This window comes from Jiella sp. M17.18 (genome assembly GCF_041027365.1).
GTDB lineage: Bacteria > Pseudomonadota > Alphaproteobacteria > Rhizobiales > Rhizobiaceae > VKMB-3413.
Genome location: NZ_JBFTEH010000026.1, coordinates 1 through 6,669, shown reverse-complemented (window position 1 = coordinate 6,669; position 6,669 = coordinate 1). Strand labels below are relative to the sequence as shown.

5 protein-coding genes and 1 pseudogene are annotated in these 6,669 nt (G+C 67.9%); 2 read left to right on the top strand and 4 right to left on the bottom strand.

Going from position 1 to position 6,669, the window contains the following annotated elements:
* Positions 1–226 precede the first annotated feature (226 nt).
* Together repA and repB are read left to right on the top strand one after the other, a co-directional pair.
* Positions 227–1,426: a plasmid partitioning protein RepA gene (gene repA / locus AB5S17_RS22835; protein ID WP_369243490.1), complete on the top strand. Its 1,200-nt coding sequence runs from the start codon at positions 227–229 to the stop codon at positions 1,424–1,426.
* 916 nt (positions 1,427–2,342) lie between these two features.
* Positions 2,343–3,473, top strand: a complete 1,131-nt coding sequence (gene repB / locus AB5S17_RS22830; protein ID WP_369243489.1) for a plasmid partitioning protein RepB — start codon at positions 2,343–2,345, stop codon at positions 3,471–3,473.
* Positions 3,474–3,525: 52 nt separating this feature from the next.
* On the opposite strand, the gene rfbD is transcribed toward repB, so the two are convergent.
* The 4 genes and pseudogenes from rfbD to AB5S17_RS22810 form a co-directional block, all read right to left on the bottom strand.
* Complete coding sequence (gene rfbD, locus AB5S17_RS22825; protein ID WP_369243488.1) at positions 3,526–4,407, bottom strand: dTDP-4-dehydrorhamnose reductase; 882 nt, start codon at positions 4,405–4,407, stop codon at positions 3,526–3,528.
* Positions 4,404–5,462 (bottom strand): dTDP-glucose 4,6-dehydratase, encoded by a 1,059-nt coding sequence (rfbB, locus tag AB5S17_RS22820; RefSeq protein WP_369243487.1) that lies wholly within the window; start codon positions 5,460–5,462, stop codon positions 4,404–4,406. The genes rfbD and rfbB overlap by 4 nt, the downstream gene beginning before the upstream one ends.
* The gene (gene rfbC / locus AB5S17_RS22815; RefSeq protein WP_369243486.1) at positions 5,459–6,046 is read right to left on the bottom strand and encodes a dTDP-4-dehydrorhamnose 3,5-epimerase; all 588 of its coding nucleotides are present in this window, start codon (positions 6,044–6,046) and stop codon (positions 5,459–5,461) included. Before rfbC ends, rfbB begins: the two co-directional genes overlap by 4 nt.
* 203 nt (positions 6,047–6,249) lie before the next feature.
* Positions 6,250–6,582, bottom strand: a pseudogene (locus AB5S17_RS22810) (transposase); the annotation flags it as partial.
* Positions 6,583–6,669: the final 87 nt, after the last annotated feature.

The following is a 6,669-nucleotide window of genomic DNA, read 5'->3' as shown; positions in this document are numbered from 1 at the left end:
GGGGGGGGGGGGGGCAGTCACTGACGGCCTTCTATGCCAATTACGATTGACGGCGTAACTCACGTGGCGTAACCGTATCTTAAAGCACGGCCGGAAGACCTATCCTTTGGCGGCACGATGCGCGGGATCAAGGTGTAGTGCGTCCTTATTGCGTCCGACAGGATGCGAGACGCTCTCATGCTGCAAGCCGATCCGGTTCTGCGAGGAATGGGGAGTGCCCTAACGCATGAAGACGGCTGACGACCTGATCGCGGAGGATGCGCGACTGCTGTCCTCGCAGCTCTCGGAGATGCGCGCGCGCCTCTTTCCACCCGCCTCGCAGAAGGTGCTGCGGCCATTCTCCTCCGGGGAGGCAGCAAAACTGATCGGAGTCTCCGACGGCTATCTGAGGCAGCTGTCGCTGTCGGGCGAAGGCCCGCAGCCGGAGGTCGGTCCCGGCGGGCGGCGCTCCTACACGCTCGCCGACATCAACGCGCTGCGCCGCCATCTCGCCTCCCAGCACGAGAAGGGCAGCGCCAAGGCGCAGCAATATCTCAAATGGCGCGACCCGGAAGCCGGCGAGCATCTGCAGGTGATCGCCGTCACCAACTTCAAGGGCGGCTCCGGAAAGACCACGACCTCCGCCCATCTCGCGCAGTATTTCGCGCTCGAGGGCTATCGCACGCTCGGCATCGACCTCGACCCGCAGGCCTCCTTCTCCACCCTCATCGGCTACCAGCCCGAGCACGACCTGTCCGGCAACGACACGCTCTACGGCGCGATCCGCTACGACGGCGAGCGGCGCCCGCTCGCCGAGATCGTCCAGCGCACCTATTTCGACGGGCTCGACCTCGTGCCGGGCAATCTGGAGCTTCAGGAGTTTGAGCACACAACGACGCGCGAGCTCGCCCGGGACGGCGGCGCGGACGGCCTGCCCTTCTTCGTGCGGGTGCAGAGCGCCATCGCCGAGGTGGCGAATAATTACGACATCGTCGTCCTCGACTGCCCGCCGCAGCTCGGCTTCCTGACGCTGGGCGCGCTCTGCGCGGCGACATCGGTGATCGTCACCGTGCATCCGCAGATGCTCGACGTCGCCTCAATGAGCCAGTTCCTGTTCATGACGGCGGACCTCCTCTCGGTGGTGCGGGAGGCCGGCGGCACGCTCAACTTCGACTTCCTGCGCTATCTTCTCACCCGCTACGAGCCGCATGACGGGCCGCAGGCGCAGATCGCAGGCTTCCTGCGCGCCCAGTTCGGCGACCGGGTGCTGACCAACGCCATGCTGAAGTCGACCGCGATCGCCGATGCCGGCCTCACCAAGCAGACGCTTTACGAGGTCGGCCGCGAGAATTTCACCCGCGGCACCTACGACCGGGTGGTGGAGTCGCTGACGGCGGTCAACGACGAGATCGCGGCGCTGGTCCAGAAGAGCTGGGGACGGGCATGACGGCCGGGCCCTTGCTTCTGCGGCGGGAGAGCGGCGGATTGTCAGCTGGCAACCTTGCCGGGGACAGGGCGGCAAGTGTCTGGCGACAGGCGAGGCTTCAGCCGGTGCGCGTCCTCCTATGGCGGGAAGAGACAGCCAGGTTGTCAGTTGACAACTCCGTCCGAGGCCGGCGCCACGGCAGAGCGCTGAGCACCGCCGCCGGTCGCTCCCGCTCCTACCCGGAGGTCGCGATCCCGGCTCTGTTGTCAGCTGACAACTGGGGTATTAGCAGGCTGGCGGACTGCCCGGCATCAGGCTCGACTACCCAGCCCATCGAGACGCAGGAAGTCCTCTCGCAGCCAGGACGGTTGTCAGCTGACAACCGGATCCGCCTGTTCCTCGGCCGCCGCCGGGCAGCCTCATTCGCGCACTTGCCAGACGGGCCGACAAGGGTCGCAGGTGGGTTGTCAGCTGACAACCGGATCCGCCTGTTCCTCGGCCGCCGCCGGGCAGCCTCATTCGCGCACTTGCCAGACGGGCCGACAAGGGTCGCAGGTGGGTTGTCAGCTGACAACCCGGGCGGGGGACGGGCCGCGCCGGCCTGTTCCGCAACGGCCTTCAACGGATTCCCTCGACCGCTGGCGGACCTGATGCTCCGAAAGCGGTTGTCAGCTGACAACTCCGGACCAGGGCCGACCGAGGGCGAGGGTGGCACGGTCGGTGCGCGATGCTCGCCTCCCGCCTCAAAGGTGACGGTCGGACCGGGGTTGTCAGCTGACAACTTTGGTGAAGATCTGCCAGGTGGCGGGAGTCTGGCCGTCCCCCTCGAACGCTTTCATCCGACGCCAAGGGCAATGGCAATGCGGGGGGTGTCAGCTGACAACTCGGCCGCCCCTATCTTCGGAAACCGCCTTCGCCGGTCGATCGGGAGAATGCCGTGAAACGCCGCGACCATCTGCGCCAGCTTCTCACCGCCGGGAAGGACGCGGCCGCCGCCGAGACGACACGGCCCGCCTCCGCCCCCTCCCCGTCCGCGAGCAAGACACCGCAGCCGACAGCACCGGCTCCGGCTTCGGCCCTTTCGGGAACGCGCGTGCCCTCTGGCGCAGTGAAGGCGATGGGGCTCAGCCTCGGCTCGCTCGCCCGCGAAGCCGAGACGGCCCGCGCGCTTCGCGCCGAGATCGCGAGCGGCGAGCGCATCGTCGAACTCGAGCCCGCGGCGATCGAGCCTTCCCCGGTCGCCGACCGCCTGTCGCGGGCCGGCGAGGAGGCCGGCCTCGACGAAGCCTTCGATGCGCTGAAGGCCTCGATCGCGGAGACCGGCCAGCAGGTGCCGGTGCTGGTGCGCCCGCATGCCGACCCGGACAAGGCCGCGCGCGGGCTCTACCAGACCGCCTATGGCCATCGCCGCGTCGCCGCCGCCGCGGCGCTGGGGCGCAAGGTGCGGGCGATCGTCCGCAACCTCGACGATGCCGCTCTGGTCACCGCCCAGGGTAAGGAGAATGCCGAGCGCCGGGACCTCTCCTTCATCGAGCGCGCGTTCTTCGCCAAGGCGCTTGTTGATCATGGCTTCGAGCGGACGCTCGCGCAGGCCGCGCTCGCCGTCGACAAGGCCGAGATGAGCCGCCTCCTGCAGGTCGCCGAGCGCGTGCCGGTCCACATCGCCCGGGCGATCGGGCCGGCGCCGAAGGCGGGGCGGCCGCGCTGGCTGGAGCTTGCAGACTATCTGAAGGGCGATGCGGGACGTGTGAAGGCGCAGGACGAGATCGGCACCGCCGGCTTTCTCGCCGCTGGCTCCAACGAGCGCTTCCGCCGGCTGCATGCGCGGCTTCGCCCCCGCAGCCGCCCGAAGGACGGCAGGGAGCCCGCCCGCAGCCTGAAGGCGGCGGACGGCCGCGAGATCGCCCGCCTTGCCCCGGCGGGCGGCGGGCGCATGCGGCTCGACATCGGCGTCGCTGAGGCCGGATTCGCCGCCTTCCTGGCCGAGCGCCTCGCGGACCTTCACGCCGACTATGAAAGAAAAGCCGCCAAAGCGGCCGGGAGCCCGAAAAGCGCCGCCAATCCGTAAGGAAGCCGCGCCCGCCCGCCGCCGCCGGAGGCTGAGAGGTCAGCGCGATCGCCTACAGCGGCTCACGCAGCACGTCCGCCAGCGCCGCCTGCCAGGGCCGCAGGGCGATGCCGTGGACGGCTTTCAGCTTCGCGCAGTCGAGCTGCGAATTCGCCGGGCGCCTGGCCGGGGTCGGGTAGTCGGCCGTGGTGATCGGCGTGACCGTCGGGACGCGCGGCAGGAACGGCTTGGACAGCCGGAAGATCTCGCGGGCGAAGTCGCACCAGCTGGTGACGCCCCCGCCGGCGGCATGGAAGGTGCCGAAGCCGCCTGTCGGCATCGCGCCGGCAAGATGCAAGCGCGCAATCGCCACGATCGCATCGGCGATATCGCCCGCCGCCGTCGGCGACCCCTTCTGGTCGGCGACGATCCGCAGCGCGTCGCGCTCGCGCGCCAGCCGCAGCATGGTCTTCACGAAGTTCTGGCCATGGCGCGAATAGACCCAGGCGGTGCGCAGGATCACATGCTCGCCGCAGAGCCGGTGCACGGCCGCCTCGCCGGCGAGCTTGCTCTCGCCATAGACGCCGAGCGGCGCCACGGCGTCGTCCTCGCCATAGGCGCCGGTCTTCGACCCGTCGAAGACGTAGTCGGTCGAGACGTGGATGATGGCCGCGCCCGCATCGGCGGCCGCCTCGGCGAGATGGGCGGCGCCGTCGCGGTTGACGGCGAAGGCCGCCTCCCGCTCGCTCTCGGCCTTGTCGACCGCGGTATAGGCGGCGGCGTTGACGACGACCCTCGCGCCCGAGGCGCGAACCACCGCCATCACCGCGGCCCGGTCGGTGATGTCGAGGCTGGAGCGGTCGAAGGCGGCCAGGCTGATCCCCGCCTCCCGCACCGCGCGCTCGACCTCGATGCCGAGCTGGCCCTTCGCGCCGGCCAGGAGGATGTCGCTCATTTCTCCGCCCCTTTGAGGCCGAGCCGCTCGCCCTGATAGCTCTGTGAGCGGATCGCCTCCCACCAGTGCCGGTTGGCGAGATACCAGGCGACGGTCTTGGCGAGCCCGGTCTCGAAGCTTTCCCGTGGCCGCCAGCCGAGTTCGGTCGAGATCTTGGTGATGTCCATGGCGTAGCGCGCGTCGTGGCCCGGCCGGTCGGTCACGAAGCGGATCAGCTCGCGGTGCGGACGCCCGCTCGGGACGAGTTCGTCGAGAAGGTCGCAGATCGCTCGCACGACGGAGATGTTGGTGCGCTCGGCCTCGCCGCCGATATTGTAGACCTCGCCGAGACGGCCCTTGGTCGCGACCGTCCACAGAGCGCGGGCATGGTCCTCGACGAACAGCCAGTCGCGCACGTTCTCGCCGGTACCGTAGACCGGCAGGTCCTTGCCTTCGAGGCCGTTGAGGATGGTCAGAGGTATGAGCTTTTCGGGGAAGTGATAGGGGCCGTAATTGTTCGAGCAGTTGGTGGTGACCACCGGCAGGCCGTAGGTGTGGTGCCAGGCCCGCACCAGATGGTCCGAGGAGGCCTTGGAGGCTGAATAGGGCGAGTTCGGCGCATAGGCCGTCGTCTCGGTGAACAGGCCCTCGGCGCCGAGCGAGCCGTAGACCTCGTCGGTCGAGATGTGGTGGAAGCGGAAGGCCTCGCGCCGCTCGGCGGGAAGCTTCGACCAGTAGGCCCGGGCCGCATCGAGCAGCCGGTATGTGCCGAGGACATTGGTCTCGATGAAGGCGGAGGGCCCGTCGATCGAGCGGTCGACATGACTCTCGGCGGCCAGGTGCATGACCATGTCCGGCTGTTCGGCCGAGAAGATCTCGGCGAGCGCCGCGCCGTCGCGGATGTCGGCCTTGACGAAGCGGTAGCCGGGACGGTCGGCGACCGGCGCCACCGTGTCGAGATTGCCGGCATAGGTGAGGGCGTCGAGATTGACGACCGACACGCCGAGTTCGCCGACGAGAAGACGGATGACGGCCGAGCCGATGAAACCGGCGCCGCCTGTAACGAGAACCTTCACCGAGACTGATCCTTGTCGCTGGAGAAATAGGCCGGCAGATCGGCGAGACGGGGCTGGACCTTGTCCTTGGCCGAGAGGATCGCTGCCGCCTCGGACACGCCCCAGTCGATCCCGAGCGCCGGGTCGTTCCACAAGAGCCCCTTGTCGTGCTCGGGGGAATAGACGTTCGAGACCTTGTAGACGACCTCGGTATCAGGTTCGAGCGTCACGAAGCCATGGGCGAAGCCGATGGGAACGAGGATCTGGTTCCAGGCCTTGGCCGAGATCACCGCCGAGACGTGCTGGCCATAGGTCGGCGAGCCGGTGCGAAGGTCGACGGCGACGTCGAGGATCGCTCCGCGCACCACCCGCACCAGCTTGTCCTGGGCAAAGGGCGGGGTCTGGAAATGCAGGCCGCGCACCGTGCCGGGCTCGGCCGACAGGGAATGGTTGTCTTGGACGAACTCCATGGCGATGCCGGCTTCGGCAAAGCGGTTCCGATTGTAGGTCTCGGAGAAGAAGCCCCTGTCGTCGCCGTGGCGCGGGCACGTCAAAACCAGAACATCCGGAATCGCCAGATGTTCAACGCCTAGTCCGGCCGCCATGTCCTACCTCATGCTCACTGATTGAAAATTCCCCAACCACGCATCTCGATATCGCCTTTGCATGGAGAACGCAGCGTCAAAAGCGCCATAGGTCGAAATTATCCCCCTGAGACTCCATTGGCTGCCCAAGACGAGGCTGTGGGGACGGCGGTCGTGTCCCGCGAGGTGGTGTAAGACACCGATCTCGGCAGGGCCGAGTTCAGTCAGGCTGCCAGAACGGGCAGTCTGACGAGAGGATTATCGCTGACGACGCCGAGAGTCTCTAGCGTCATGTAGCGGCGCGAGACGGCCCACTCGTCGTTGGTCTCGAGCATGATGGCACCGACGAGGCGCACGACGGCCGCGTCGTTCGGAAAGATGCCGGCGATGACCATCGGCAAGCGGTTTTCGCCCTTCAGCCTTTGCCAGGACTTTGTCGCGGCCATGATGAGCTTGAAGACCATCAACTGCGCCGTCTTGTGCGACAAGGCGCCCTTGGTACGCACGGTCCGTCCGGTGCCGGACGTCGCGAAGTCTGCCTCGATGGAGGTGGATGATGGCGAGAGCGCTGAGCGAGGATTTGCGATCGAGGGTTCTGAATGCATCGGCGGACGGCATGTCGGCGCGTCAGGCCGCGGCCCGGT

Excerpts from the sequence above, each read along its gene's own strand:
- repA (WP_369243490.1), top strand. The coding sequence starts at position 227 with ATGAAGACGGCTGACGACCTGATCGCGGAGGATGCGCGACTGCTGTCC.
- rfbD (WP_369243488.1), bottom strand. The coding sequence starts at position 4,407 with ATGAGCGACATCCTCCTGGCCGGCGCGAAGGGCCAGCTCGGCATCGAG.
- rfbC (WP_369243486.1), bottom strand. The coding sequence starts at position 6,046 with ATGGCGGCCGGACTAGGCGTTGAACATCTGGCGATTCCGGATGTTCTG.